Annotated in this window: 29 protein-coding genes; 17 read left to right on the top strand and 12 right to left on the bottom strand. The window is 69.6% G+C overall.

Annotated features, from left to right (window positions below):
* Positions 1-104: 104 nt before the first annotated feature.
* Genes ACZ7L6_RS28195 through ACZ7L6_RS28225 form a run of 7 tightly spaced genes read right to left on the bottom strand, consistent with a single transcriptional unit; the run spans position 105 to position 5147 of the window.
* On the bottom strand, positions 105-290 hold the full coding sequence (locus ACZ7L6_RS28195; RefSeq protein WP_471928603.1) for a hypothetical protein: 186 nt from the start codon (positions 288-290) through the stop codon (positions 105-107).
* A 13-nt stretch (positions 291-303) separates the two neighbouring features.
* Positions 304-888: an ArsR/SmtB family transcription factor gene (locus ACZ7L6_RS28200; protein WP_471928605.1), complete on the bottom strand. Its 585-nt coding sequence runs from the start codon at positions 886-888 to the stop codon at positions 304-306.
* Between the two features lie 53 nt (positions 889-941).
* The gene (locus ACZ7L6_RS28205; protein ID WP_471928607.1) at positions 942-1907 is read right to left on the bottom strand and encodes a glycine betaine ABC transporter substrate-binding protein; all 966 of its coding nucleotides are present in this window, start codon (positions 1905-1907) and stop codon (positions 942-944) included.
* Positions 1904-2755 carry an ABC transporter permease gene (locus ACZ7L6_RS28210; RefSeq protein WP_471928609.1) on the bottom strand — a complete coding sequence of 284 codons (852 nt, stop codon included), beginning with the start codon at positions 2753-2755 and terminating at the stop codon, positions 1904-1906. Before ACZ7L6_RS28210 ends, ACZ7L6_RS28205 begins: the two co-directional genes overlap by 4 nt.
* Positions 2752-4002, bottom strand: a complete 1251-nt coding sequence (locus tag ACZ7L6_RS28215) for a betaine/proline/choline family ABC transporter ATP-binding protein (RefSeq protein ID WP_471928611.1) — start codon at positions 4000-4002, stop codon at positions 2752-2754. The genes ACZ7L6_RS28210 and ACZ7L6_RS28215 overlap by 4 nt, the downstream gene beginning before the upstream one ends.
* Positions 3995-4642 (bottom strand): ABC transporter permease, encoded by a 648-nt coding sequence (locus ACZ7L6_RS28220; RefSeq protein ID WP_471928613.1) that lies wholly within the window; start codon positions 4640-4642, stop codon positions 3995-3997. Before ACZ7L6_RS28220 ends, ACZ7L6_RS28215 begins: the two co-directional genes overlap by 8 nt.
* Before the next feature lie 25 nt (positions 4643-4667).
* The gene (locus ACZ7L6_RS28225) at positions 4668-5147 is read right to left on the bottom strand and encodes an Lrp/AsnC family transcriptional regulator (RefSeq protein ID WP_398828216.1); all 480 of its coding nucleotides are present in this window, start codon (positions 5145-5147) and stop codon (positions 4668-4670) included.
* 128 nt (positions 5148-5275) lie between these two features.
* Here ACZ7L6_RS28225 and hppD point away from each other — a divergent pair, with 128 nt between their 5' ends.
* The 5 genes from hppD to nthA all read left to right on the top strand — a co-directional run bounded on the left by hppD (position 5276) and on the right by nthA (position 8572).
* Complete coding sequence (gene hppD / locus ACZ7L6_RS28230) at positions 5276-6421, top strand: 4-hydroxyphenylpyruvate dioxygenase (protein ID WP_471928615.1); 1146 nt, start codon at positions 5276-5278, stop codon at positions 6419-6421.
* 127 nt (positions 6422-6548) lie between these two features.
* The gene (locus ACZ7L6_RS28235; protein ID WP_471928617.1) at positions 6549-7421 is read left to right on the top strand and encodes a phage baseplate protein; all 873 of its coding nucleotides are present in this window, start codon (positions 6549-6551) and stop codon (positions 7419-7421) included.
* A gap of 9 nt (positions 7422-7430) precedes the next feature.
* Positions 7431-7712, top strand: a complete 282-nt coding sequence (locus tag ACZ7L6_RS28240) for a hypothetical protein (protein WP_471928619.1) — start codon at positions 7431-7433, stop codon at positions 7710-7712.
* On the top strand, positions 7705-8001 hold the full coding sequence (locus ACZ7L6_RS28245; protein ID WP_471928621.1) for an SH3-like domain-containing protein: 297 nt from the start codon (positions 7705-7707) through the stop codon (positions 7999-8001). Before ACZ7L6_RS28240 ends, ACZ7L6_RS28245 begins: the two co-directional genes overlap by 8 nt.
* Positions 7991-8572, top strand: coding sequence for a nitrile hydratase subunit alpha (nthA, locus tag ACZ7L6_RS28250; protein ID WP_471928623.1), 582 nt, complete (start codon positions 7991-7993; stop codon positions 8570-8572). Before ACZ7L6_RS28245 ends, nthA begins: the two co-directional genes overlap by 11 nt.
* Here nthA and ACZ7L6_RS28255 read toward each other — a convergent pair whose 3' ends face one another.
* Positions 8573-10027 (bottom strand): tetratricopeptide repeat protein, encoded by a 1455-nt coding sequence (locus ACZ7L6_RS28255; RefSeq protein ID WP_471928625.1) that lies wholly within the window; start codon positions 10025-10027, stop codon positions 8573-8575.
* A 104-nt stretch (positions 10028-10131) separates the two neighbouring features.
* Here ACZ7L6_RS28255 and ACZ7L6_RS28260 point away from each other — a divergent pair, with 104 nt between their 5' ends.
* The gene (locus ACZ7L6_RS28260; RefSeq protein ID WP_471928627.1) at positions 10132-11547 is read left to right on the top strand and encodes an FAD-binding oxidoreductase; all 1416 of its coding nucleotides are present in this window, start codon (positions 10132-10134) and stop codon (positions 11545-11547) included.
* A 23-nt stretch (positions 11548-11570) separates the two neighbouring features.
* Here the strand turns inward: ACZ7L6_RS28260 and ACZ7L6_RS28265 are convergent, their stop codons facing one another.
* Complete coding sequence (locus ACZ7L6_RS28265) at positions 11571-11984, bottom strand: SsgA family sporulation/cell division regulator (protein WP_433041125.1); 414 nt, start codon at positions 11982-11984, stop codon at positions 11571-11573.
* Positions 11985-12652: 668 nt separating this feature from the next.
* Here ACZ7L6_RS28265 and ACZ7L6_RS28270 point away from each other — a divergent pair.
* Complete coding sequence (locus ACZ7L6_RS28270; protein ID WP_471928629.1) at positions 12653-14281, top strand: RDD family protein; 1629 nt, start codon at positions 12653-12655, stop codon at positions 14279-14281.
* A 132-nt stretch (positions 14282-14413) separates the two neighbouring features.
* Positions 14414-15061, top strand: a complete 648-nt coding sequence (locus tag ACZ7L6_RS28275) for an RDD family protein (RefSeq protein ID WP_471928631.1) — start codon at positions 14414-14416, stop codon at positions 15059-15061.
* Between the two features lie 55 nt (positions 15062-15116).
* Here the strand turns inward: ACZ7L6_RS28275 and ACZ7L6_RS28280 are convergent, their stop codons facing one another.
* Positions 15117-15374, bottom strand: coding sequence for a hypothetical protein (locus tag ACZ7L6_RS28280; protein WP_471928633.1), 258 nt, complete (start codon positions 15372-15374; stop codon positions 15117-15119).
* Positions 15375-15764: 390 nt separating this feature from the next.
* On the opposite strand from ACZ7L6_RS28280, the gene ACZ7L6_RS28285 reads away from it, so the two are divergent.
* The gene (locus ACZ7L6_RS28285) at positions 15765-18116 is read left to right on the top strand and encodes an immune inhibitor A domain-containing protein (RefSeq protein ID WP_471928635.1); all 2352 of its coding nucleotides are present in this window, start codon (positions 15765-15767) and stop codon (positions 18114-18116) included.
* A gap of 158 nt (positions 18117-18274) precedes the next feature.
* Positions 18275-18619, top strand: a complete 345-nt coding sequence (locus ACZ7L6_RS28290) for a hypothetical protein (protein ID WP_471928637.1) — start codon at positions 18275-18277, stop codon at positions 18617-18619.
* Between the two features lie 80 nt (positions 18620-18699).
* On the opposite strand, the gene ACZ7L6_RS28295 is transcribed toward ACZ7L6_RS28290, so the two are convergent.
* Both ACZ7L6_RS28295 and ACZ7L6_RS28300 read right to left on the bottom strand, forming a co-directional pair.
* Positions 18700-19290: an isochorismatase family protein gene (locus ACZ7L6_RS28295; RefSeq protein ID WP_471928639.1), complete on the bottom strand. Its 591-nt coding sequence runs from the start codon at positions 19288-19290 to the stop codon at positions 18700-18702.
* 136 nt (positions 19291-19426) lie between these two features.
* Entirely contained in the window at positions 19427-20785 is a 1359-nt protein-coding gene (locus ACZ7L6_RS28300; RefSeq protein WP_471928641.1) for a nicotinate phosphoribosyltransferase, read from the bottom strand.
* A gap of 110 nt (positions 20786-20895) precedes the next feature.
* On the opposite strand from ACZ7L6_RS28300, the gene clpS reads away from it, so the two are divergent.
* The 7 genes from clpS to ACZ7L6_RS28335 all read left to right on the top strand — a co-directional run bounded on the left by clpS (position 20896) and on the right by ACZ7L6_RS28335 (position 25849).
* The gene (gene clpS / locus ACZ7L6_RS28305; RefSeq protein ID WP_201815795.1) at positions 20896-21213 is read left to right on the top strand and encodes an ATP-dependent Clp protease adapter ClpS; all 318 of its coding nucleotides are present in this window, start codon (positions 20896-20898) and stop codon (positions 21211-21213) included.
* A 42-nt stretch (positions 21214-21255) separates the two neighbouring features.
* On the top strand, positions 21256-21864 hold the full coding sequence (locus tag ACZ7L6_RS28310; RefSeq protein ID WP_471928643.1) for a DUF2017 domain-containing protein: 609 nt from the start codon (positions 21256-21258) through the stop codon (positions 21862-21864).
* 386 nt (positions 21865-22250) lie between these two features.
* Positions 22251-23687: an amino acid permease gene (locus ACZ7L6_RS28315; protein WP_471928645.1), complete on the top strand. Its 1437-nt coding sequence runs from the start codon at positions 22251-22253 to the stop codon at positions 23685-23687.
* A 162-nt stretch (positions 23688-23849) separates the two neighbouring features.
* Complete coding sequence (locus tag ACZ7L6_RS28320; RefSeq protein WP_328881364.1) at positions 23850-24272, top strand: M67 family metallopeptidase; 423 nt, start codon at positions 23850-23852, stop codon at positions 24270-24272.
* Between the two features lie 123 nt (positions 24273-24395).
* Positions 24396-24491: a putative leader peptide gene (locus ACZ7L6_RS28325; protein ID WP_316959376.1), complete on the top strand. Its 96-nt coding sequence runs from the start codon at positions 24396-24398 to the stop codon at positions 24489-24491.
* 112 nt (positions 24492-24603) lie between these two features.
* Complete coding sequence (locus ACZ7L6_RS28330) at positions 24604-24882, top strand: MoaD/ThiS family protein (RefSeq protein WP_471928647.1); 279 nt, start codon at positions 24604-24606, stop codon at positions 24880-24882.
* Between the two features lie 16 nt (positions 24883-24898).
* Positions 24899-25849: a PLP-dependent cysteine synthase family protein gene (locus ACZ7L6_RS28335; protein ID WP_471928649.1), complete on the top strand. Its 951-nt coding sequence runs from the start codon at positions 24899-24901 to the stop codon at positions 25847-25849.
* Positions 25850-25861 lie beyond the last annotated feature (12 nt).

Genomic DNA, 25861 nt, shown 5'->3' on the forward strand with positions numbered 1-25861 from the left:
CTGCGCGATCTGGCACAACCGCACCATCGGCGCACCCATCACCCGCTCACTGATCGCCTACGACCACTGAGCCACATCGGAACTACTCGTCTAGGGGTTCGCCGCTAGGGGTTTAACGCCGGCCTCGGGGTGGCGAGGCGCAGGCCCACTTCTACGAGGGTCCAGCCGAGGCGGGTTCGCATGTCGTACGGCCGCTTGGCCTCGGCGGCGAGCCGGTGTGCGGCGGCCTCGGCGCGGAGTTCGGCGGCGCGGGTGTGGTGCAGGGTGAGGTGGGTTTCGGGGTGCTGCATCGGCTTCGGCCTCTCAGTCCATGCTGATGGGGAAGGTGCGGGTCTGCACGCGAACGGTGCTTACCTCGGGGTCGTCCTCGACGTCGGGCCGGTGGCGGTAGCTGTCGACCAAGTCGTGCATCTTCTGTGCCAGTTCGCTCGCGAGCTGTGGGGTCAGGCGGAGCGTCATGCTGCTCATGTCCGAGCTGCGGTTCCACGCCTCCGACCACTCCTCGCGGGTACCGAGCCACGTCGACAGCTCCCGGGTCTGCGTGGTGGCGACCTCGTGCAGATACAGGTCGGCGGCTCCGCGCACTTCGGGATTGGGGTCCTGCAGCAGGGCATCGTCGAACGTCAGCCCTTGCACCGCCGCCTTCCACCACCGCTCCCGTCCCTTGCCCCGCTGGGGATCGTCCTCAACGAAGCCGTGCGCCGCGAGCTGCCGTAGGTGGTAGCTGGTGGCCCCGCTGGACTCGCCCAATTTCTCGGCGAGTTGGGAGGCGGTGGCAGGCCCACCGAAGCGCAGGGCGTCGAGCAGCTGCATTCGCAGCGGATGGGCGAGTCCGCGCAGGGAACGGGCGTTGAGGCTGTGGATCTTGGGCTGTTCCGGCTGCGTCATGCTTACAAAGGTATCTATGCAAAGAATGCTTTGCAATAGGTTCTTTGGATCCCCTACTTCACAAACCCCTCCTCCTTCATCCAGTCCAACGCCACCTGATGCGGATCCTCCCCCTCCACATCCACCTTCGCGTTCAAGTCCTGCGCCACGGAGTTGTTCAGCTTCTTGGTGATGGGGTCGAGGACCTCCGCGATCGCCGGCCACTTCCTCAGGGTCTTGGAGTTGATCATCGGGGCGGCGTTGTAGTTGGGGAAGAATTTCTTGTCGTCCTCCATGACCACGAGGTTCATGGACTTGATGCGGCCGTCGGTCGTGAAGACCTCGCCGTAGGTGCAACTCCCCTTCGCGGCCTGGGTGTAGATGATCCCGGTGTCCATCTGTGTGATGTTCTTCGTCGGCACGCTCATCCCGTACTCCTGCTGCATGCCCCGCAGCCCGTCCGCCCGGTTGGCGAACTCGACCTCCACGCACAGCGTCACGGCGTCGGGGTCGGACTTCGACAGCGCGGCGACGTCGGACAGCGTGTTCGTGCGGTACTTCTTGTGGTTGTCCTGGTTCATGGCCAGGGCGTAGGTGTTGTTCAGCGCGGACGGCGCCAGCCAGGTCACCCCGTTCTTCGCGTCGGCCGCGCGCACCGCCTCCCACTGCTCGTGCGGGTCGGTGATCGGCTCGCTGTTGCCCAGGTACGTGATCCACGCCGTGCCCGTGTACTCGTACCCGGCGTCCGCGTCGCCCTTGCGCACCGCCTCGCGGCTGCCGATGGAGCCCTGGATACCGGTGCGGTCGAGCACCTCCGCGCCGGCCGCCTCGAAGGCGATGCCCATGATCGCGCCGAGGATGAGCTGCTCGGTGAACGACTTCGACGTCACCGTCAGTTCGGCGCCCTTCAACGGCTCGCCCCGCCCGATCAGTCCGGCCCGCACGTCGTCGACCATGGGGGAGCCGCTCGTCAGGCCGCAGCCGGATGCCGGGGCCGCCATCAGCAGCCCCGCCGTCAGCAGGGCCGTACGCCGCCTCATGCCTCCAGCCCCCGTGGCCGCAGCAGCAGTTCCGCCAGCGAGGCCAGCCAGTCCACCAGCAGGGCGAGGGCGACCGTGAGGATCGAGCCCAGCACCAGCACCGGCATCCGCTGATTGGTGATGCCGGCCGTGATCAGCACGCCCAGCCCGCCGCCTCCGCCGAACACCGCCAGCGTCGCCGTACCGACGTTCAGGACCAGGGCCGTGCGGATGCCCGCGAGGATGAGGGGGACCGCCAGCGGCAGCTCCACCCGCGTCAGCACCCCCGTCGGGGACATGCCGATGCCGCGCGCCGCCTCCAGCAGGGTCGGGTCGTTCGCCTTGAGGCCGGCGATCGTGTTGGACAGCACGGGCAGGACGGCGTAGGCGATCATGCCGATCAGGGCCGCCTTCCGGCCGATGCCCAGCCAGATCACCAGCAGGGCGAGGAGCCCGATCGCGGGTGTCGCCTGGCCCATGTTGGCGATCGCCATGGCCACCGGGGTCGCCTTCCGGAACGCCCGCCGGGTGAGCAGGATCCCCAGCGGGATCGCGATGACCAGCACGAAGAAGGTGGAGATCACCGTGAGTTCGATGTGCTCCCACAGGGCCTGGGAGACCTGCCCGTTCGACAGCGCGTTCTCGGAGACCGCGTCGAGGTCGGCCTGTTGGAACCACAGCCAGGTCGCGAGCAGCACGGCGACGAGGAAGGCGGGCAGGAAGGTCAGCTTCTGCCAGGTGATCCTTCGGCGCGGGGGAGTCGGCGGCTTGGGCGCCGCTGCCTCTTGCCGGTCCCGTTCCTCCCGCTCCCGTTCCTCGCGTTCCTGCCGCTCCCGTTCCTCCCTTTCCTCCAGCTCCGGAGTGGTCACGCCTTCTTCTCCCCTCCGTTGCCCTCCTGCTCGGCGTGCGTCTGCGCGGTGCGGGCCACCTCCAGGTCGTGCTGGGCCTCCATGGCCTCCAGCCGGTCGGCCTCCAGCAGCTCGTGCACGGAGTTCATCAGCGTCTCCATGTCGACGACCCCGGTGTACTCACCGCGCCGCCCGGTCACGGCCACCCGGCCCGCGTTGTCCGTCAGCACCGCCTCCAGCGCGTCCCGCAGGGTCGCGTCCCTGGTCACCGTGTCGTGCACGAGCGTGCCCGCCCGCGCCAGTGAACCCTTGGCCCGCATCATGTCGCCGCGCCGCAGCCACTTGTACGGCCGCCCGCGCTTGTCGAGCAGCAGGACCTCGTTCGTGCCGCTCGCCCGCAGCCGGTTGAAGATCTGCTGGAGCGGGTCGTCGACGGTCGCCGTCGGATAGTCGGTGATCTCCACATCCCGTACGCGGGTCAGGTTCAGCCGCTTCAGCGCCGCACCGGCCCCGACGAACCCCGAGACGAAGTCGTCGGCCGGGTTGGTGAGGATCGCCTCCGGGGTGTCGAACTGAGCGATGTGGGACCGTTCGCGCAAGACGGCGATACGGTCACCGAGCTTGATCGCCTCGTCGAAGTCGTGCGTGACGAAGACGATCGTCTTGTGCAGCTCGTGCTGCAGCCTGATCAACTCGTCCTGGAGATGATCACGGGTGATCGGGTCGACCGCACCGAACGGCTCGTCCATCAGGAGGACGGGCGGATCGGCCGCCAACGCCCTCGCCACGCCGACCCGTTGCTGCTGCCCGCCCGACAGCTGCCGTGGATAGCGGCCGTGGAACTCGCCGGGGTCGAGCCCGACGAGGTCGAGCAGCTCCTCGACGCGCTTGCCGATCCGGCCCTTCGACCAGCCGATCATCTTCGGTACCAGGGCGATGTTCTGCGCGACCGTCATGTGCGGGAAGAGCCCGGCGGACTGGATCGCGTAGCCGACCTTCCGGCGCAGCTTCACCGGGTCGATGTCGGTGACGTCCTCGCCGTCGATGCGGATGCGCCCACCGGTCGGTTCGATCAGCCGGTTGATCATCTTGAGCGTGGTGGACTTCCCGCACCCCGAGGGGCCGACGAAGATGACCACCTCGCCCGCCTTGATCTCCATGCTCACGTTGTCCACGGCCGGCTGCGGATTGCCGGGATACCGCTTCGTCAGGTTCTCCAGCTCGATGGCGGCTCCATGACGGCCGTTCTCGGACCCGTTCTCAGACACGGACCCCCCTGGGAATGGTCAGCCTTCCGATCAGGACGTACGCGGCGTCGAACAGCAGCGCAAGGACGATGATCCCGAGGGTGCCCGCGAGCACCTGGTTGAGCGCGTTCGCGCTGCCCAGCGAGGCGAGGCCGCGGAAGATCACGTTGCCGAGCCCGGGGCCGGAGGCGTACGCCGCGATCGCCGCGATGCCCATCAGCATCTGCGTCGAGACCCGGATCCCGGTCAGGATCGGCGGCCAGGCCAGCGGCAGCTCCACCTTCAGCAGCCGGGCGAGCCGGGACATCCCGATGCCCCGGGCGGCGTCCACGAGCGCCGGATCGACGCCGCGCAGGCCGACGATCGCGTTGCGCACGATCGGCAGCAGCCCGTACAGCGTCAGCGCGATCACCGTGGGCGGTACGCCCAGCCCCACGATCGGAACGAGCAGACCGATCATGGCGAGCGCCGGAATGGTCAGAATGGTCGAGGTGGTCGTGGTGGCGAGGTTGCCGGCCCACCCGCTCCGATAGGTGGCCACACCGATCAGCACCCCGAGCACGGTCGCCACGACCATGCACTGGAAGACGGCGCTGGCGTGTTGGTAGGCGTCGGTGAGCAGCTGCTGGTGGCGGTTGCCCAGGTACTCCCAGAAGCTCACACGCGCTCACCCCGCCAAGTAGGCCCTAGCCGCTCTCCCGGTCCTGGGCCGCCTGCTCCACCAGCGGGATGGTCCGCAGCGGAACGGGGTTCTCCATCACGATCGCGGTGGAGGCCCGGACGATCCCATCGAAACCGACAACCCGGTCGATCACACGCTGGAGATCGGCGTTGGAGCGCGCCACGAGGCGGCACAGCATGTCCCCGGTCCCGGTGGTCGTGTGCAGCTCCAGCACCTCCGGCACGGTCGCCAAGTGGGCCCGTACGTCGGCCCCTTGCCCCTGCCGGATCTGCAGCGTGGCGAAGGCCGTGACCGGGTACCCGAGCGCGGCCGGATCCACTTCCGGACCGAATCCGCGGATGACTCCGTTCGACTGAAGCCGGTCGAGCCGCGCCTGCACCGTCCCGCGAGCAACCCCCAGCCGCCGGGACATCTCCAGCACCCCGATCCGCGGCTCCCGCGCCAGCAGCACGATGATCCGCCCGTCCAGATGATCGATCGCCACAGCAGCCTCCCGAGTGCGGTGGTCATCCTGTACAGAGAGCCCGCAGAAACGAGCACTGCACTGGTCATATTGCCCAGTGATGATGCGAACTATTGCGCACCTTGCCCCACCGGGGCGAGGCTGCGGCTATGACGCAGACCACACACCACACTCCCGACACCGCCCGGCAGGCCGACCCCTTCCCGGTCAAGGGAATGGACGCGGTCGTCTTCGCCGTGGGCAACGCCAAGCAGGCGGCGCACTACTACTCCACCGCCTTCGGCATGCGGCTGGTCGCCTACTCCGGACCGGAGAACGGCAGCCGCGAGACCGCGAGCTACGTGCTGGAGAACGGCTCCGCCCGGTTCGTCCTCACCTCGGTCATCAAGCCCGCCACCACCTGGGGCCACTTCCTCGCCCAGCACGTGGCCGAGCACGGCGACGGCGTCATCGACCTCGCCATCGAGGTCCCGGACGCGCGCCGCGCGTACGCCTACGCCCTCGAACACGGCGCCCGCTCGGTGGCGGAGCCGTACGAGCTGAAGGACGAGCACGGCACCGTCGTCCTGGCCGCGATAGCCACGTACGGCGAGACCCGCCACACCCTCGTCGAGCGCACCGGCTACGAGGGCCCGTACCTGCCGGGCTACGTCGCCGCCGCGCCGATGGTCGAGCCGCCCGCCCAGCGCACCTTCCAGGCCATCGACCACTGTGTCGGCAACGTCGAGCTCGGCCGCATGAACGAATGGGTCGGCTTCTACAACAAGGTCATGGGCTTCACGAACATGAAGGAGTTCGTGGGCGACGACATCGCGACCGAGTACAGCGCGCTGATGTCGAAGGTCGTGGCCGACGGCACGCTCAAGGTCAAGTTCCCGATCAACGAGCCCGCCATCGCCAAGAAGAAGTCCCAGATCGACGAGTACCTGGAGTTCTACGGCGGCGCGGGCGTCCAGCACATCGCGCTGAACACCAACGACATCGTCGCCACGGTCCGCACCATGCGCGCGGCCGGCGTCCAGTTCCTCGACACTCCGGACTCGTACTACGACACCCTCGGCGAGTGGGTCGGCGACACCCGCGTCCCCGTCGAGACCCTGCGCGAGCTGAAGATCCTCGCCGACCGCGACGAGGACGGCTACCTGCTGCAGATCTTCACCAAGCCGGTCCAGGACCGTCCGACCGTCTTCTTCGAGCTCATCGAGCGGCACGGCTCGATGGGCTTCGGCAAGGGCAACTTCAAGGCGCTCTTCGAGGCGATCGAGCGGGAGCAGGCCAAGCGCGGCAACCTCTGAGGCCCCTACGGGACCTGAGGCCTGTGGGACCCCTGTGAATTTGTAGAACATGCAACCAATGGACGGCGGTTGACGCTCTCATGTCCTGTGGGTGCCACGGGGGCACCCGCAGGACTCGGGGGAGAGAGTGACCACGAGCAGCATCGACCTCGCCGTGCGGTCGGCCCGTTGGCTGTGGCAGAAGAACACGCTCAAGGAGCCGACCGTCCTGCAGTCGTTCGCCTTCGACGAGGCGAACAGGCACCTGTACGTCCTCCAGGTCACCGCGCACGGCCACGTGGCCGGCGACCTGTGCCTGAACAGACTCGACTACAAGGGCACCCGGCTGGGCCACATGTACCTCAAGGGCTTCGGCCACGGCGTCAGCGTGGGCATACAGCGTGACGCGTCGGACGGCAGCACCTGGATCTGGACGGAGGCCGACGCCAGAAAGGGATACGGCCGGGGCGTCACCCGCTTCCACTTCAAGAACGGGGCCGTCCGCACCGCCGCGGACGTGAAGGTCCGCCACCCGATAGCCGACTCCGTCAACAACCAGCCGTCGGTCTGCATGGCCTCGGGGCGTATCGCCGTCCGCTACCGCAACGCCGCCAACCAGCCCCGCTACCGCGTCTGGGACCTCGACCGCTTCGTCGCCCGCGAGTACGACGACCCCATCGTGGACTTCGCCCAGACCGGCGCCCACCCCGACCCGAAGATCCCCTTCCAGGGCTACGCCCTCTACCGCGACTGCGTCTACCAGCTGGCGGGCACGGCGTACGACCCGAAGACCAACCCGGCCGCCAAACGGGGCAACACCTACGTCTCCAGCCTCGACATCCGCACCGGCGAGCTGCTCCAGCGCGAGCGCACCGAGGCCGGGCACTCGCTCACCCACCGGGAGCCGGAGGGCCTCGCCGTGCGCGGCGGCTCCAAGCCGCGCGTCCACATCGGGTTCGCCTCCGGGGCACTGGGCGCCCGCCGCTTCTCGATCTTCGTCAAGGACCAGGACGAGTCGTAGGCTGACCACATGGCCAGGATCAACGACGTCGGCGGTGTCGAGGGCTTCGGCCCCCTCGACACCACCGACGACACCGAGCCCTTCCACGCCGACTGGGAAGCGCGCGTCTTCGGGATCTGGAACGCCCTGCGCGCCCAGGGGATCTTCAACCTGAACGAGTTCCGGGACGCGATCGAGTCGATGCCGCCGGGGGAGTACCTGGCGGCGTCGTACTACGAGCGCTGGTTCGCCGCGATCTGCGCCCTCCTCGAACGCAAGGGCGTGCTGGAGCCCGGTGAGCTCGATGACTGACCGTTTCGCACCGGGGACGCGCGTGATGACGTACCGCCACGACCCGCCGCACCACACCCGGCTGCCCCGGTACGCGCGGGGCAAGCGGGGCGTGGTCGTCGAGCCGGAGGGGCCGGCGGAACTGGCCGACGTCAGCGCACAGGGGCGGGCGGACGTGCCGGTGGAGCAGGTGTACGCGGTGCGCTTCGAGGCGCGGGACCTGTGGGGTGCGGGCGACCATCACGTCGTACTGGATCTGTGGGAAAGCTACTTGGAAGCGTGCGAAGAGGGTGCGGCCGATGAGCGATGACCACTCCGACGCGGCGATCGCCCGCCGGGTGCGGCGCCTGGAGTCCCTGCTGGAGGAGAAGGGCGTGCTCACGGGCGGGGAGCTGGACGAGGCGATCGACACGTTCCTCGCGGGCGCCTCTCCGGCGAACGGGGCGCGGGTCGTCGCCCGGGCGTGGACGGACGGAGCGTTCAAGTCCCGCTTGCTGCGGGACGGGACGGCGGCGGTCCGGGAACTCGGCTGCATGGAGGGCGGCTACCAACGCCTGCGCGTGGTCGAGAACACGGCCACCACCCACAACGTCATCGTCTGCACCCTCTGCTCCTGCTACCCGCTCCGCCTCCTCGGCCCGTCCCCCAGCTGGTACAAGTCCGAGGCCTACCGCTCCCGCGTGGTCCGCGAACCCCGCGCGGTCCTCGCGGAGTTCGGCCTGGAGCTGCCCGCCGACACACAGATCACGGTGTGGGACTCCAGCGCGGAGACCCGCTACATGGTGCTGCCGCGCCGCCCGGAGGGCACGGAGGGCATGAACGAGGCGGAGCTGGCGGGGCTGGTCACGCGCAACGCGCTCATCGGTACGGCAGCCGTGTGATCACGACTCGGGGACGTCGGCCGGCGACGGCTCCCCCAACTCCTGCAGCGCCGCCTCGGCCAGCGGCACCCGCGTAGGGGAGAAGTGGGGATTGATCCGCAACGCCTCCTGCAGATGCCGCCGCGCAGGCCCCGGCATCTCCAGCTGCCGCTCGATCATCCCCCGGTGATAGACGTACAGCGCACTGCGCACCGCACCCCCCTTCGCCCTGTCGGTCGCCACCCTGGCGAACTTCAGGGCCTCCTTGTCCTTGCCGTTCCGGTGCAGCGCCCAGCCCAGTGCGTCGGCCACCGCGATCCCCGGCTGGCGGCGCCACTCGGTCCGCAGCCGCCGTACGGCGGACCCGGCGTCGCCGTGGTCGGCCTCGAAGCGGCCCAGCACCAGCTCCTCGTCCACCCCGCCCGCAGCGGCCCGCGCCGCCCGCTCCCGGAGCAGGTCGTACTGCACCCGCGCCGCCTGCCCCAGTCCCAGCGACTCGTACAACTCGCCCAGCTCCAGGGCGTATTCGGGAAGCGGCTGCTTGGCGAGTGCCATCCGGTAGGCGTTCAGGGCCTCCGTCGTACGGCCCAGCGCCGCCATGGTCCGCCCCTGCCCGGCGAGCGCGGCCCGCTGGTCCGGGTCGAGCCGTACCGCCTCCTGGAAGTAGCGCAGGGCCTCCTCCAGGTCGCCGCGTTCCCAGGCGAGCTGCCCGGCGCGTTCGAGATACGCCGCCCGCTCGGCCGGGGCATCGGCGCCCGCCGCGGCGTCGGACAGGGCCGCGGCCGCGTCCTCCCGCCGGCCCCGGTCCCGGTAGACGGCCGCCGCCCGCGCCTGCACCGCGGGCCCCGAGCGCAGCTTCAGCAGCCGGTCCAGGGTCCGTTTGGCCGCCTTGTAGTCGCCCAGCCCCGTGTACGCGTCGATCAGCTGCGGATACGTCGTCCACCGCTTCCGGTCCGCCTCCAACGCCGCCTCGCCCCAGGTCAGCGCCGCCCGGAAGTCCCGTCGCGCGTTCGCCAGCGCCGCCATGCCCTCCAGCGCCCCGGCGTTCTTCACCCGCACCTGCAGCGACGTACGCAGCGCCTTCTCGGCCTTCGGGTAGTACACCGGCTGCGCGGTCCGCCGCCCCTGCTCCACGTACGCCGCCCCCAGGACCGCCCACGACGCCGCGTCCTTCGGATGCGCCTTCACACGGCCCTGCCGCTCGTCGATCAGCACCGCCAGATCGGGCAGCGCGGCCGGCACCCCGGTGGTGACCGCGGCGAGCGCCTGCGCCCCCGGTGCCGGCACAGGCGCAGAGGCCCCGTCCGGCTCCCGCGGCAGCAGCGCCAGCACCGCGCCGAGCACGGCACACCCGGCCACCGAGGCGAGCAGCACCCGTCGCGGGATGCGCGGGCGGCGGTCCGGTGTGCCCTGCCCGTTCTCGGAGGCTTCTTCGGTGGCTTCCCCCGGGGCTTCCTCCGTGGCTTCCTTCTCCATGGCGCTCACTGTGCGTCAAACCGTGCCGTCCATACGACGACCACACCCGCCTTACGGCAGCTGCCGTACGCGGGGTTCACACCGATGGCCCCGGGTGCCACGCTGTGATCATGAGCCGTATCGAAGCCGCACCCGACCAGGACCGAGGTGACCGGGGTGACCTCACCGAGCGGCTGCTCGCGGGTCTGCCCGCCGAGGCCGTCCTGACCGACCCCGACGTCACGGCCTCCTACGCCAACGACATGGCCAGCTTCTGCCCGGCCGGCGCCCCCGCCGTGGTCGTCCTGCCGCGGACCGTCGAAGAGGTCCAGCACGTCATGCGCACCGCCACCGAGCTGCGCGTCCCGGTCGTCCCGCAGGGCGCCCGCACGGGCCTGTCGGGCGGCGCCAACGCCTCCGACGGCTGCATCGTGCTGTCCCTGACCAAGATGGACCGCATCCTGGAGATCAACCCGGTCGACCGCATCGCCGTCGTCGAGCCCGGCGTGATCAACGCGACCCTCTCCCGCGCCGTGGGCGAGCACGGCCTGTACTACCCGCCGGACCCCTCCAGCTGGGAGATGTGCACGATCGGCGGCAACATCGGCACCGCCTCCGGCGGCCTGTGCTGCGTGAAGTACGGGGTGACGGCCGAGTACGTCCTGGGCCTGGACGTCGTCCTGGCCGACGGGCGTCTGATGTCCACCGGCCGGCGCACCGCCAAGGGTGTCGCTGGCTACGACATGACCCGCCTCTTCGTCGGCTCCGAGGGCTCGCTCGGCATCGTCGTACGGGCGACCCTCGCGCTGAAGCCGCAGCCGCCGCAGCAACTGGTCCTCGCCGCCGAGTTCGCGTCCGCTGCCGCCGCCTGCGACGCGGTGTGCCGGATCATGGCCGGCGGGCACGTCCCGTCACTGCTCGAACTGATGGACCGTACGACGGTCAAGGCCGTCAACGATCTCGCGCACATGGGACTCCCGGAGACCACGGAGGCACTCCTCCTGGCCGCCTTCGACACCCCGGACCCCGCCCCCGACCTCGCCGCGGTCGGCGCGCTGTGCGAGGCGGCCGGCGCCACGCAGGTGGTCCCGGCGGACGACGCGGCCGAGTCCGAACTGCTCCTCCAGGCGCGGCGGCTGTCCCTCACCGCGCTGGAGGCGGTGCGGGGCGTGACGATGATCGACGACGTGTGCGTGCCACGCTCGCGGCTCGGCGACCTCATCGAGGGCGTGGAGTGGATCGCCGAGAAGCACCAGCTGACCATCGGCGTCGTCGCCCACGCCGGCGACGGCAACACCCACCCGACCGTCTGCTTCGACGCGGCCGACCCCGATGAATCCAGGCGCGCCCGTGAGTCCTTCGACGAGATCATGGCGCTCGGCCTGGAACTCGGCGGCACGATCACGGGCGAGCACGGCGTGGGCGTCCTGAAGAAGGAGTGGCTGGCACGCGAGATCGGCCCGGTGGGGGTGGAGATGCAGCGGGGGATCAAGCAGGTCTTCGACCCGCTGGGCATCCTGAACCCGGGCAAGCTCTTCTGACGCCGCCTTCCTTCCCCTACGGCTCACTGGGCGAGCAACTGGTCGAGCGCGTCGTCGATCCCCAGCTGCTCGCCCTCAGTCCCCGGGGGCACCACCCGCAACGTCCGCTCCAGCCAGGCCGACACCTGCGCCGCCGGCGCCTCCAGCAGGGCGTCCCCGTCCGGTGAACTGAGCGCCATCAGCACCACACTGCGCCCCTCGACCTTCGTGGGCCACACCCGCACGTCCCCGTGCCCGCACGGCCGGAACACCCCCTCGACGAGCAGATCCCGGGAGAAGGTCCAGTACACGGGGTGGTCGGAGTTGATGTGGAAGGTGATGTGGACGGCGTACGGATCGTCACTGCGGTAACTCAGCCGCGCCGGGACGGCGACGCTGCGCTCCGGCGACAGGATCAGCTTGAGCTCCAGTTCGCGCTCGATGACGGTGTGGTGCATGGCGTGGGTGTCCTCTCCCGTGTCGTGTGCGGGTCCCGTGGGCGGGCCCGTACGAGTGGAGAGGGAGGAGGGGGGTGGATCATTACGCGGGTACGCAGAACCTTTTCCGGGCCTGCCGCTACGGGCTTCCGATCGTTGTGAAGCACCTGTACGAGGTTGCCCGGAAAGGGGTGGGTCCTACGGGACTGGCGGTGCTTGTTGCGTCGGTCTGGCTGTGCTTTCCCGGGGGGTAACCCCCGGACCCCCAGCCGACGCACCGGCGGCCGTGCCCGAACAGGGAGCCGTGGGGCGGCGCCCGCGAGAGTGCTCCGTCCGGTGTTCTGCGCCTGGTTCCGCTCGTGTGAAGTACGTGTACGAGGTTGCCCGGAAAGGGGTGGGTCCTACGGGACTGGCGGTGCTTGTTGCGTCGGTCTGGCTGTGCTTTCCCGGGGGGTAACCCCCGGACCCCCAGCCGACGCACCGGCGGCCGTGCCCGAACAGGGAGCCGTGGGGCGGCGCCCGCGAGAGTGCTCCGTCCGGTGTTCTGCGCCTGGTTCCGCTCGTGTGAAGTACGTGTACGAGGTTGCCCGGAAAGGGGTGGGTCCTACGGGACTGGCGGTGCTTGTTGCGTCGGTCTGATAGATGTGGAGGCCCCCAATAGACCCTCGAGCAGATACCGGACGACGGACATGAGCGCCCCAACCCCGGCCCCCGGTGACGACAGGCCCCGCGAAGGGTATTACCCGGACCCGTCCATTCCTGGATATGTCCGGTACTGGAACGGTGCCTCCTGGGTGCCGGGCACCAGCCGTCCGGCCCCGACCGACGGCGAAACGCTCAGCCCACCGCCGGGCGCGGGCCCGGACCGGCCCACGACCGCCGCAGCCGCCTCGGCCGGCCAGGCCGCCCCGGCCTCGGTCGAGGAAACGGGCCCGCACTTCTTCGACGAGGAACCGGCCGCCGAGCCGGCCCAGGGCGACGACCGGCACGGCAGCCGCCCCGAGCCGGCGTCCGCGTGGGGCGCCGACCCCTCCCGGCAGGCCGGGTTCGGCGGCGACCAGGACCACCGCGTCTCCTGGGGCGCCCAGCCGGACGGCCGGGCCGCCCGCACCGACGGCACCGCGAACATCCCGCCCGCCGAGCCGGAGACCGACGCCGAGGACCTCGACTCCGGCAACACGTTCATGATGCGCCGGCCCACGGCGGGGTCCGGCGGAACGCCGTCCTCCGGTGCTTCCGGGCAGGCCACCCCGCACATCCCGAGCCCCGGCGGTCCCGGTGCCGACGCCGGCACGATGGCCATCCGCGCGCTGTCCCCGCGCACGGGACAGCAGGGCGGGGCGGCCGGGGCGCAGGCCGGGAGCACGGGCGCGTCCGCCGGCCCGGGCGCCGCACGTCCGGACGCGGGCCTCCCCTCGGCCGCCGGTGCTCCGCAGGGCCCCGGCTTCGGCGCCGGGAAGGCCGCCGCCGAGCGCGCCGCTGTGGCCCAGGGGCAGGCCCAAGGACAGGCCCAGGCGCAGGCTCAGGCGGGCGCACAGCCCGGGGCCGCCGCTCAGGCCGCCCCCGCCGCCCCCGCGGCCGTCTCCGGCCCGCAGCAGGCCGCTCCGAGCGTCCCACCGCAGGCCGGCCCGAGCGTCCCCCAGCAGTCCGGCGGCCCTCAGTCCACGCCCCCCGCATCGTCCGGTGCTCCCATGACCTCCGGCCCCGGCGGCGGCCAGTCCTCCTGGGCCCAGCAGGTCCACCGGCTCGCGGGCCCCGGCGGCGACGACCAGCCGGTCGCCCCGTGGAAGCCCCCGCGGGAGGACCCCTTCGCCGCGGCCGCCCTGCGCCAGGCCTCCGCCCGCCCCGCGAACCTCGGCAAGCGGCTGGCCGCGCGGCTGCTGGACACCGTCGTGCTGGCCGCCGTCACCGCGGTGGCCGCCGTGCCGCTCGGCACCAAGGCGATCGACCACGTCAACGACAAGATCGACGCGGCCAAGCTCTCCGGCGAGACGGTCACCGTATGGCTGCTGGACGGCACGACCTCGGTGTACCTGGGCATCATCCTGGCCGTACTGCTCGTGTTCGGCGTGGTCTACGAGGCCCTGCCCACCGCCAAGTGGGGCCGCACGCTGGGCAAGAAGCTGCTCGGCCTGGAGGTGCGGGACATCGAGGCCCACGAGCCCCCCGAGTTCGGCGCGGCCCTGCGCCGCTGGCTCGTCTACAGCATCCCCGGCCTGCTCGTCATCGGGGTGCTCGGCGTGCTGTGGTGCCTGTTCGACCGGCCCTGGCACCAGTGCTGGCACGACAAGGCGGCGCACACCTTCGTCGCCGGCTGACCGCCGCCCGTCCTACGCCGGTTCTACGTCCGTCGCGGGCTCACCGCATCGGACGAACGGCCCGGATGATTCGGTACCCCGGACGGCCCCGCGCCGGATGCGAAGGCGAAGGGTTCGCGGTCGACTCGGGCCATGAGCAGCGAACCGCCTCCCGGCTCCGGTCAGCCGCCCCCGGAAGACGACCCGTTCAGGAAGCAGCCCCCGCCGCCCGGGGGCTCGGGTTCGCCGTACGGCGATCAGCCGCCGTACGGCAGCCAGCCGCCGCCTCCCTACGGCGGCGGCGGTGACCCGTACGGCGGGGGCGGGTATCCCACCGACCCGCTCGCCGGGATGCCACCCCTCGCCGACAGCGGCAAGCGCACGCTGGCGCGCATCATCGACATGATCCTGGTGGGTGTCGTCGTCTGGCTGCTCACGTGGGGCTTCGGGGTCAGCGAGTACGACGTGGACGCCGACAAGGTGGAGTACAGCAAGTCCGTGGCGCAGTCGGTGGTCGCCGCGGTTCTCTACATCGCCTACGACACCTTCATGACCGTCAGGACGGGGCAGACGCTCGGCAAGAGGCTGCTCAACATGCGGGTGGCCAACCTGGACAACGGCGCCACGCCGTCCGTGCAGAGCTCGCTGATCCGGGCGGCGGTGCTGTGGATCCCGTTCGCGTTCTGCTGCGCCTGTATCTGGACGGCGATCTCCGGCGGCTGGAGCTTCTTCGACCGGCCCTACAAACAGGGCCTGCACGACAAGGCGGCGAAGACGGTGGTGGTCAGCACCAGCGGCTGACGTACGAACGCCAGGACCGAGTGAGTCGGAACCGAGCGCGTCAGGACCGAGTGGGTCAGGACTGGGTGAGTACGGGTTCCTCGGTCTGTTCCCGGTCGGCGCCGGCGGGCTTGCGCACCGCCACCACGCGGGGCTTCTTCGGCATGGGCACCGTCAGGGCGACCAACAGCCCGAGCAGGAGCGCCGCGACGGCGATGACCGCGATCCCCACACCCGAACTCGTCTGTGACAGCAGCAGCATGGCGAGCGTAGAGAAGATCACGGTGCACGAGCCGTAGGCGAGCTGTGCGGCAGTCGGACGAGGCATGATCATCGTGTCCTCGGAATTGGGGGTGCACGGGGGTCTCGGCCTGGCTTTCCGCCGACGTCCGGGCGTTCCGCCATCCGACTCTAACCGCGTGCATGCCCGAGGGGAACAAACCGTAAGCGTGACCTAACCAACAGTGCCGGTGCACAGGGGGCGCACGGAGTCAAAGCGTCCACCAAGTGGACGGCCGCACGCGCCCGTTGGCGGAGGCGTCGTTGTCCGCTAAACGAACATCCACTCCGCATAGTGCACTTGACCTGTTCAAGTCAAGGTCTGTTTTTTCTGGTTAACCTCTAGTCAAATGTCGTCACTTGACACACGCGTTCATCAGGCGCGCGCGGACCCTCCATGACCAGGACCTTCATTCCGCGCGCCCGGACGCGGGGGAGGAAGCAAGTGACCAGTAGACCCTGGACGTTCAGAGCGGCGGCAACCACCGTCGCGCTCGCGACGGCCGCGGCGACGTTCTCGACCTTCGCGGTGGCTCAGGCCGACGAAGGAACGTCGCCGGCGTCCGTGGAGCGGCACGACCCGGCGGAGCACACTCACGTCGACCACGACCTGGAAGGCCCCCTGAGCAAGACCCAGGAGGCTCAGCGCGAAGAGGCCCTGAACCAGGTCATATCCGGCAAGACCAAGGTGAAGGAGCGCGAGGGCTCGCAGGTCGTCGAGCTCAAGAGCAAGAAGGGCGACAGCAAGTACGTCGAGCTGGGCCGCGAGAAGACCGACAAGATCTTCACGATCCTGGTCGAGTTCGGCGATCAGATCGACCCCAAGTTCGGCGGCACGCCCGGCCCGCTGCACAACCAGATAGCCAAGCCCGACCGTGCCAAGGACAACTCGACGGCCTGGCAGGCGGACTACGACCGGAAGCACTACCAGGACCTCTACTTCGGCACCGGCAGCAAGACCGAGTCGATGAAGAAGTACTACGAGAAGCAGTCCTCGGGCCGCTACTCGATCGAGGGCGAGGTGGCCGACTGGGTCAAGGTCCCCTACAACGAGGCCCGTTACGGCAACAACGCCTGCGGCCAGACCAACTGCTCCAGCGTCTGGAACGTCGTCAGCGACGGTCTGAACGCGTGGGTCGCCCAGCAGAAGGCAGCTGGGAAGACCGACGCCGAGATCAAGACGGCCGTGGCGCAGTTCGACCAGTGGGACCGCTACGACTTCGACGGCGACGGCGACTTCAACGAGGCCGACGGCTACATCGACCACTTCCAGATCGTGCACGCCGGTGAGGACGAGTCCGCGGGCGGCGGCGCGCAGGGCACGGACGCGATCTGGGCCCACCGCTGGTACGCCTTCGGCACCGACGCCGGTGCCACCGGCCCCGCGGGCAACAAGCTGGGCGGCGCGCAGATCGGCTCCACCGGCATCTGGGTCGGCGACTACACCGTCCAGCCGGAGAACGGCGGCCTGGGCGTCTTCGCCCACGAGTACGGCCACGACCTCGGTCTGCCGGACCACTACGACACCTCCGGCGGCGAGAACTCCACCGGCTTCTGGACCCTGATGTCCTCCGGTTCCTGGCTCGGCACCGGCAAGGACAACATCGGTGACCTCCCCGGCGACATGACCGCCTGGGACAAGCTGCAGCTCGGCTGGCTGAACTACGACAAGGCGAAGGCCGCGACGGAGTCCGAGCACAAGCTGGGCGTCGCCGAGTACAACACCCGGCACAAGCAGGCCCTCGTGGTCGAGCTGCCCAAGAAGAAGGTCACCACGCCGATCGTGGAGCCGGCTCAGGGCGCGACCCAGTGGTGGAGCGGCAGCGGCGACAACCTCGCCAACACGCTGACCCGTTCCGTCGACCTCACGGGCAAGTCCGCTGCCTCGCTGACGCTCGACGGCTGGTACGACATCGAGGCCGAGTTCGACTACCTCTACACCGAGGTCTCGACCGACGGCGGCGCCAACTGGACGGCGATCGACGGCACGGTGGACGGCGCGGCGATCCCCAAGGACGCCAGCGGCAAGCCCGCGCTGACCGGCGCGGTGGACGGCCACAAGAAGCTGGTCTTCCCGCTCGACGCCTACGCCGGCAAGAAGTTCGACCTGCGCTTCCGCTACCAGACCGACGGCGGCGTGGCCCAGAAGGGCTTCGCGGCCGACGAGATCACCGTGACCGCCGACGGTTCGACGGTGTTCTCCGACAACGCGGAGACCGCGGACGCGGCGTGGACGGCCAAGGGCTTCTCCCGCATCGGCGCGTCCATCTCCGGCGACTACGCGCAGTACTACATCGCCGAGAACCGTCAGTACGTGTCGTACGACAAGACCCTGAAGACCGGCCCGTACAACTTCGGCTTCTCGACGACCCGTCCGGACTGGGTGGAGCACTACGCCTACCAGAACGGCCTGTTGATCTGGAAGTGGGACACCTCCCAGGCGGACAACAACACCAGCAAGCACCCCGGTGTCGGCCTGGTCCTCCCGGTCGACTCCCACCCGGCCCCGCTGAAGTGGGCCGACGGCACGCTGATGCGCAACCGCATCCAGTCCTACGACGCGCCGTTCAGCCGGTTCCGCACGGACGGCATGACGCTGCACAACGCGGACGTCGCGACGAAGATCCCGTCGCGTGCGGGGGTGCCGGTCTTCAACGACCACACCAACACGTACTACGACGACGCGACCCCGTTCGCGGGTGTCAAGATCACTGACACCAACACCAAGATCAAGATCATCAAGGAGGCCAAGGATGGCTCCGTGATCACGGTCGAGGTTGGCTCCGCGGTGAAGTAATTCGCATTTCCGCAGGTCAGAGCATTATCGGCGGCAACCCCCTGGCGGGGTTGCCGCCGATCGTGTTTAGGTGCACCCTGTGCTTCGCTTATTGACACCGGCACCGACGCCGACGCTTGACCCGACCTTGACACCGACTCGCACGGGGGTGTGACCGCATGGCCGCAGGAGGTTTCTGCAAGCTGCCGACCGGCAGCGTGGTGGTGGCGCTGAACCTGCCCAGACCCACCGCCGACGGCACGGGCTGCGTCCGTGTCCTCGTCCACGCCCAGAACCGCGCCCGAGCCCTGACCAGGCTCCGCAACCTGGGCATGCGCGCGGTGTACCTACGGGGTAACGCCGCCCCGCCGACCCCCGACGAGATCACGGCGGTCCTGCACCACCCCGACGGCCTCATATGGCGCATGGCACCTGACAACGGTGTCGTCACGGGCCCAGAGCTCACCCAGGAGCTGTGGCACCCGATCAGGGCATTGTTGAGAAGGCCCGCTGCAACGCCGTAAGGGGTGCGGGGAACTGCGCGACAAGCCACGATGGCGCCGCAGACGGAAGACGACCAATCGCGGCAGTACTCCGCGAAGCGCTACGCCACGACCGGCTTCCCGGCCAGCTCGACCCCGGCGTCCCGCATCTCCTCCAGCGCCCGCTCAGTGGTCTCCGTGGCCACCCCTGCGGTCAGATCCAGCAGCACCTGAGTACGGAACCCTTCCCGCACGGCGTCCAAGGCAGTCGCCCGCACACAGTGGTCCGTGGCAATACCCACCACGTCCACCTCCGTGACCGCCCTGGCGCGCAGCCAGTCCGCCAGCTTCACGCCGTTCTCGTCGGCTCCCTCAAAGCCGCTGTACGCCGCCGCGTAGGCCCCCTTGTCGAACACGGCGTCGATCGCGCCGGAGGCGACCGCGGGGGCGAAGTTCGGGTGGAAGCCGACGCCCTCCGTGCCCGCGACGCAGTGCGCGGGCCAGGAGTGGGCGAAGTCGGGGTTGGTGGAGAAGTGCCCGCCGGGTGCGATGTGGTGGTCGCGGGTGGCTACGACGTGCTGGTAGCCGGACCCGGCAGCCTGCCCGATCAGCTCGGTGACGGCGGCGGCCACATCGGCGCCGCCGGCGACCGCGAGGCTGCCCCCCTCGCAGAAGTCGTTCTGCACATCTACGACGATCAAGGCGCGGCGCATGGTCGGTGTCCTTCGGTTATGGACGCTGAGGTCGGGACGGTGAAAGCGTGCGGGCCCGGCCGTGAACTTCCGAGCCTAGAGACTTCGGGTCCGGCGCGGGAGGGGGCACGGAGTGAGCACGCAGGGCGCACTCGCTTCACGCCCCCGTCTGGCTACCCGAGCGCCCGTTGACATACTCCGTCGGGATGACCGGCTCACCGCGCGAGAGCTGCGTCGCGGACAGCGGCAGATTGGCGCGAGCCGCCGTGTGCCGGTCCCGTACGACGTCCAGCGACTCGCGCGCCAGCACGTCACCGCCCTTGATCAGCTCGACCGGCAGCTGCCGTTCGGCGAGCTCCGCCGGAACCGGCCCGGTGCCCACGACCTCGGCCTCCGCGACGCCGTACTCGTCGAGGCGCCGCGCCGCCCACTTGCGGCCGCCGATGGAGGTCTTGCCGCCGCTGGACTTCTTCGCCACCGGCACCAGCGGCGCCTTCGGGTCGGCGGAGTCGGCGCGGGCGACCAGCTTGTAGACCATCGAGCAGGTCGGATGCCCGGACCCGGTCACCAGCTGGGTGCCGACGCCGTACGCGTCCACGGGCGCCGCCGCCAGCGAGGCGATGGCGTACTCGTCCAGGTCGGAGGTCACGATGATCTTCGTGCCGGTGGCGCCCAGCTCGTCCAGCTGCTGCCGCACCCGGTGCGCGACGAGCAGCAGGTCGCCCGAGTCGATGCGGACGGCGCCCAGCTCGGGCCCGGCGACCTCCACGGCCGTACGGACCGCCTCGGCGACGTCGTAGGTGTCCACGAGCAGCGTGGTGCCGCGGCCCATGGAGTCCACCTGGGCCTGGAAGGCGTCCCGCTCGCGGTCGTGCAGCAGGGTGAAGGCGTGGGCGCTGGTGCCGACGGTGGGGATGCCGTAGCGGAAGCCGGCGGCCAGGTCGGAGGTGGAGGTGAAGCCGCCGACGTACGCGGCGCGGGAGGCTGCGACCGCGGCCAGCTCATGGGTGCGCCGGGCGCCCATCTCGATGATCGGGCGGTCGCCGGCGGCCGAGGACATACGGGAGGCGGCCGCGGCTATCGCGGAGTCGTGGTTGAGGATGGACAGGATCACCGTCTCCAGCAGCACGCACTCGGCGAAGGTGCCCTCCACCCGCATGATCGGCGAGCCCGGGAAGTAGACCTCGCCCTCGGGGTAGCCCCAGATGTCGCCGGAGAAGCGGTAGCCCGCGAGCCAGTCCAGGGTCTCCTCGTCGACGATCCTCCGCTCGCGCAGGAAGCCGAGGACGCCCTCGTCGAAGCGGAAGTTCTCGACGGCGTCCAGCACCCGGCCGGTGCCCGCGACGACGCCGTAGCGCCGGCCGTCCGGCAGTCGCCGGGTGAAGACCTCGAAGACGCTCCGCCGCTCGGCGGTGCCCGCCTTCAGGGCGGCCTGCAGCATCGTGAACTCGTACTGGTCCGTGAAGAGCGCCGTCGAGGGAACGTCCACCGGCAGCCCAAGGTGCGCTGTGTCCATGACCATGGATGGTACCCCCATTTCGTCAGTCTGACGATTTGTGGTCCTGTGAGGCTCAACGCACGCGATTGCGCAGCCCGTTTGTGCGACCGCCCCCCTCGGGTGGCAGCATGGGCTGTGTGACGTCACCCGCTCCCGTAGAGATCGAACGCACCGAGTCGGCGGAGGAGGTCTTCGCCGTCCCCGAGCCGGACGTCCCCTGGGTCACCATCGTCCACAACGACCCGGTCAACCTCATGAGCTATGTGACCTACGTCTTCCAGTCGTACTTCGGGTACACCAAGGACAAGGCCACCAAGCTCATGCTCGACGTCCACCACAAGGGCCGGGCGGTCGTCTCCAGCGGCAGCCGCGAGGAGATGGAACGCGACGTGCAGGCCATGCATGGCTACGGTCTGTGGGCCACCCTTCAGCAGGACCGGAAATGACCCGACCCGCCTCGCAGGACCGGAAGTAGCGAAATCGCCTCCATGCCAGGAACCTTCGAACCGCTCCCCGGCGGCGGCGCGGCCGTCGCCCTCGACGACGTCGAGATCTCCATCATCCGGTCGCTGGCCGTCCAGCTCCTGGAACTCATCGGCCCCGGCCCCGCCGAGGACGCCCCCGACGACCCACTCGCCGAACTCTTCGCCGACGGCCCGAGCGAACCCCCGGCCGACCCGGTCCTCAGGCGCCTCTTCCCGGACGCCTACAGCGACCCCGAGGGCACCCCGCAAGCCAAGGAGGCCGAGGAGCAGCGGGCGTACTCCGCGGAGTTCCGCCGCTACACGGAGAACGACCTGCGCGCCGGCAAGCGTGACAACGCGCTCGCGGTGATCCACTCCTTGGACGAGCTCAGCTCCGCCTCCGCCGGTGAGGGCGGCGCGGTGCTCAAGCTGTCCACCGAGGAGTCCCAGCGGTGGCTCGGCGCCCTCAACGACCTGCGCCTGGCCATCGGCTCCCGCCTGGAGATCACCGACGAGGACGACACCGAGCTGCTCTACCGGCTCCCGGACGAGGACCCGCGCAAGCCGATGGTGATGGCCTATCTGTGGCTGGGCGGGCTCCAGGAGACGCTGGTCGCGACGCTCTTGCCGTAGTTCGCGGCTCTCATGCCGCCAGTTCGCGACCTTCTTGTGCCGTCATGTGACGGTTTTGTGTTCGCTCAGCGGACGCTCAAATCCGGATAACGATCCTGTCACCGCCGCCGCCCGCTGTGGGAGGCGGCGGTCCGTTTGTCCGGTTCTTCCTGTGTGATGCGCCACATGTCCCATGCCCGATCACTGTTACGGCCGTGATAAATCTTCACGACCGCCCGCCGAGCACCACCCGAATGTTCGGCCGGGTGCGCCATATGGCCGGCGGATCGTCGGCCAGGCACGGGCGGGTCCGCGCGGCCCGCTCAGCTCCAGCAATCCGGGGGGATCGAGACCCGATCCGAGGCCGACGAAAGGCCCGGGTCGGCATGGAGAAAGGCGCACTACACATGACCTCTTCGAAGGTCACTGACGCGAAGGTCACTGACGCCCCCGAAGAGGGGTACGAGCGGGGCCTCGGCAGTCGTCAGGTCCAGATGATCGCGATCGGCGGCGCCATCGGCGTCGGCCTGTTCCTCGGTGCCGGTGCGAACATCGCCAAGGCCGGCCCCAGCCTCATCCTGATGTACGCCCTGGCGGGCGCCATCGTCTTCTTCATCATGCGGGCGCTCGGCGAGCTCCTGCTCTACCGCCCGGTCTCGGGTTCGTTCGCCGAGTACTCCCGGGAGTTCCTCGGCCCGTTCTTCGGCTACTTCACCGGCTGGACGTACTGGCTGATGTGGGTCGTGACGGGCATGGCGGAGCTCACCGCCGCCGCGCTCTACGTCAAGTACTGGTTCCCGGACATCCCGCAGTGGGTCACCGCCCTGGTCTTCCTGGTGGTCCTCTTCGGCGTCAACCTGATCTCCGTGAAGCTCTTCGGTGAGCTGGAGTTCTGGTTCTCGATGGTCAAGGTCACCGCCCTCATCGGCATGATCGTCATCGGCCTCGGCGTGCTCACCTTCGGCTTCAGCAACGCCGGTGACACCGCGGCCGTCTCCAACCTGTGGGCCTTCGACGGCTTCTTCCCCAAGGGCATCGGCTCGTCCCTGATGACCCTGCAGGGCGTCATGTTCGCCTACCTCGCGGTCGAGCTGGTCGGCGTCACGGCCGGCGAGTCGGAGAACCCGGAGAAGACCCTCCCCAAGGCGATCAACACGCTCCCGTGGCGGATCGCGCTCTTCTACGTCGGCGCGCTCACCGTCATCCTGTGCGTGGTCAAGTGGACCGAGTTCGCGGACGGCGTCAGCCCCTTCGTGAAGGCGTTCGCGGTGATCGGCATCCCGGCCGGCGCGGGCATCGTCAACTTCGTCGTGCTGACCGCCGCCCTTTCCTCCTGCAACTCCGGCATGTACTCCACGGGCCGCATGCTGCGGAACCTGGCCGACAGCGGCGAGGCCCCCAAGGTCTTCAGCAAGCTGTCGTCGACCAAGACGCCGGCCCTCGGCATCTTCGTCTCGGTGCTGTTCATGGGCATCGGCGTGATCCTGAACTACATCGTCCCGGAGAAGGCGTTCGGCTACGTCACCTCCATCGCCACCGCGGCCGGCATCTGGACCTGGCTGATGATCCTCGTCAGCCACGTCCTCTACCGCCGCGCGGTCGTCGCGGGCCGGCTGCCCGCCTCGTCCTTCCCGGCGCCGGGCGGCTCGGTGTGCAGCTGGATCGCCATCGTGTTCCTGCTCTTCGTGACCGGCCTGATCGCGTACGACGCCGACGCCCGCGTCTGCCTGTACGTCATGGCCGGCTGGGCCGCCGCCCTCGGTATCGGCTGGGCAGTCCTCAAGAGCCGCAACCCGCAGGTCGCGGAGCGCGGCGGCGAGCCGGAGCTGGAGAAGGTGGGCTGACCTTCACGGCCGGACGTCCAGCCGGAGAGAGCACTCGTGGCGCCCTCTCCGGCTGCCGCTCAGGACGTCCGAACATCCGGTGTTCATCCCCGGTGTCCGGCATATGGGCCACCCCGTACCACCCTTCGGTACGGGGTGGCCCCTCTGCTTATCCTGACGAACATGCTGACCATCACCCAGGCCCTCGTCGACCAGATCGTCGCCCACGCGCGCAAGGACCACCCCGACGAGGCGTGCGGCGTCGTGGCGGGTCCGGCGGGCTCGGACCGCCCCGAGCGCTTCATCCCGATGCTGAACGCGGCCATGTCGCCCACGTTCTACGAGTTCGACTCGGGCGACCTGCTCAAGCTCTACCGCGAGATGGACGACCGCGACGAGGAGCCGGTGGTGATCTACCACTCCCACACGGCGACCGAGGCCTACCCGTCCCGGACCGACATCTCCTACGCCAACGAGCCCGGCGCCCACTACGTCCTCGTCTCCACCGCCGACACCGACGGCCTCGGCGAGTTCCAGTTCCGCTCGTTCCGGATCGTGGACGGCGAGGTGACGGAGGAGGAGGTCAAGGTCGTCGAGGCGTACTGAGTCCTCGGCTCATTCCTCGTACGGAGTCGGTCTGAACAGCGCGGTCTCACTCCCCGACCCTCATCCGTCCGCGATGTGGGATCACATTCCAAAAGCCGGACCGGGAATCGATACGATGACCCCATGGTTTTCCACGACGTGAGCGAAAAGACGCCGGGCATGCTGCTCGTTGCGCGGCTGCACGTCGACCTGTGCAGGCTCGCCAGCGCCATCTGTTGACGCGACACCCTGCCGCCGTACGGCCGTGAGCCGCGGCGCCTCCACGCACCACCCTGCTGCACTGCGCTGCCGCGCGCCCCCGACTGACTACTCCCGACAGGAGCCCTGAGCCATGGCCATCGAGGTCCGCATCCCGACCATCCTTCGCACGTACACCGACGGTCAGAAGGCGGTGGAGGGCAGCGGTGACACCCTCGCCGAGCTGTTCGCCGACCTCGAGACGCGGCACGCGGGCATCCAGGCCCGCATCGTCGAGGGCGAGCAGCTGCGCCGCTTCGTCAACGTCTACCTGAACGACGAGGACGTCCGCTTCCTCGACGGCATCAACACCAAGCTCGCCGACGGCGACAACGTCACGATCCTGCCGGCCGTGGCCGGCGGCATGGTCTAAGGCCCGCTGACCACCGATGCGTTACGACTCCCCGTTGGCCGCGGTCGGCAACACCCCCTTGGTGTGCCTGCCGCGGCTGTCGCCGTCCGACGACGTCCGCATCTGGGCCAAGCTGGAGGACCGCAACCCCACCGGCTCGGTCAAGGACCGCCCCGCCCTGCACATGATCGAGCAGGCGGAGAAGGACGGCCGCCTGACCCCGGGCTGCACGATCCTGGAGCCGACCAGCGGCAACACCGGTATCTCGCTCGCGATGGCGGCCAAGCTCAAGGGCTACCGCATCGTGTGCGTGATGCCCGAGAACACCTCTCAGGAGCGCCGGGACCTGCTCGCGATGTGGGGCGCGGAGATCATCTCCAGCCCGGCCGCGGGCGGCTCCAACACCGCCGTACGCGTCGCCAAGGAGCTCGCGGCCGAGCACCCCGACTGGGTGATGCTCTACCAGTACGGCAACCCGGACAACGCGGGCGCCCACTACGCCACCACCGGCCCCGAGATCCTCGCCGACCTGCCCTCCGTCACCCACTTCGTGGCCGGCCTCGGCACCACGGGCACGCTGATGGGCGTCGGCCGCTACCTGCGCGAGCACAAGCCGGACGTCAAGATCGTCGCGGCGGAACCGCGTTACGACGATCTCGTCTATGGACTGCGCAACCTCGACGAGGGCTTCGTCCCCGAGCTGTACGACGCCTCCGTCCTGACCACCCGCTTCTCGGTCGGCTCGGCCGACGCGGTCACCCGCACCCGTGAACTCCTCCAGCAGGAGGGCATCTTCGCGGGCATCTCCACCGGCGCCGCGCTGCATGCCGCGATCGGCGTCGGAAAGAAGGCGCTGAAGGCGGGGGAGTCCGCCGACATCGTGTTCGTCGTGGCAGACGGCGGCTGGAAGTACCTCTCGACCGGCGTCTACACGGCCGCCACGACGGAGGAAGCCATCGAGACGCTGCAGGGCCAGCTCTGGGCGTGACCGCCGGGCGGC

The organism is Streptomyces sp. NPDC107522 (genome assembly GCF_055657525.1).